The 1,246-nt window shown below is 55.3% G+C and carries 2 protein-coding genes; both read right to left on the bottom strand.

Annotated elements, in window-relative coordinates; genetic code table 11:
* Positions 1–39: 39 nt before the first annotated feature.
* Entirely contained in the window at positions 40–876 is an 837-nt protein-coding gene (locus AC3WMV_RS28300) for an IS3 family transposase (protein WP_256584971.1), read from the bottom strand.
* A complete protein-coding gene (locus tag AC3WMV_RS28305) occupies positions 873–1,175 on the bottom strand; it encodes a transposase (protein ID WP_256584970.1) in 303 nt (100 codons plus the stop codon). The genes AC3WMV_RS28300 and AC3WMV_RS28305 overlap by 4 nt, the downstream gene beginning before the upstream one ends.
* Positions 1,176–1,246: the final 71 nt, after the last annotated feature.

Genomic DNA, 1,246 nt, shown 5'->3' on the forward strand with positions numbered 1-1,246 from the left:
GCTGAACTGGTCAAGTAATCTTGGACACTGATTAAGGTTTCACGCCGCCAACTTCTCCTTGGCGACTGGTGACCGATAGTCGTTGTAGCTATGTGGCCTGGTGATGTTGTAGCGCGATACATAGCGCTGCACATCCGCTCGGGCCTCGTGTTCCGATCCGTAGCCTGCTTCTGGCACCCACTCTGATTTCAAACTTCCAAAGAAACGCTCCATCGCAGCGTTGTCCCAGCATTCGCCTTTACGGCTCATGCTCTGCCGGAGTCCATGTTCCAGCAGTTCATTTCTGAATTTATGGCTGGTGTACTGGCAACCTTGGTCGGAGTGAAACAGTACGTCTTTTGGGCGACCGCGTAGTTCAATCGCCATCCGCAGGGCTTCGCAGGTCAGCGTGGCATCGGAGATCATCGAAAACGACCAGCCCACGATCCGGCGAGCGAACAAGTCCAGAACCGCCGCGAAATACAGCCAGCGCTTGCCGACTTTGATGTACGTCACGTCCCCACACCACACCTGATTGACCGCCGTAACATCAAACTTGCGTTTGAGCACATGCGGTGCCACCAACGCTTCCACGCCGGGTGACTTGTACTTATGGCGCCGGCGTTGACGGCTGACAATGCCTGCTTCTCGCATCAAGCTGCGAGCCATGAACCGCCCGACATCATGCCCGCCGGCTTGCAGCTGTTTAGCCAAGGTACGAGCGCCCGCAGACTCTCTCGACGCCTTGTGGTGCTTGACCAGCATGGCCTTGAGCTGCTCTCGCTTAGGGCTCACTTTGCCTTGGCGCTGACGCCATGCGTAAAAGCTACTGCGGTTTATTCCGAATACACGACAGCAATCGTTAACGCCGTACTGCTCGCCCAGCTCACAGATCAACGAGAGTGATCTTTGGCGTCCAAAAGCAGGAGAGCACTGGCCTTTTTTAGGATTTCGATATCCCGGTCTTTTTGCCTGAGCAAGGTTTTAAGTTCCTGAATCTCTCGCTGATCCGCGGTGATCGCCTTGGCTCCCACCGGAGTCGAGCCCAAGCGTTCCTTGCGAACCTGATCGACCCAGCGGCGTAAGGCCGTAGGGCCAATATCCAAACTGGCACAGACCTCGGGAACCGACTGCCCCTCGTCCAGCACCATGCTGGCAGCCTTGAGTTTGAACTCACTTGAATAAGATTTACGCATATCCAAACACCTCAGATTTGGGCGCCATCATAGCGCCCGATTGAGGTGTCCAAAATCATTAGGCCAGTTCA

The sequence above is a fragment of the Pseudomonas sp. FW305-3-2-15-E-TSA4 genome, from assembly GCF_058787295.1.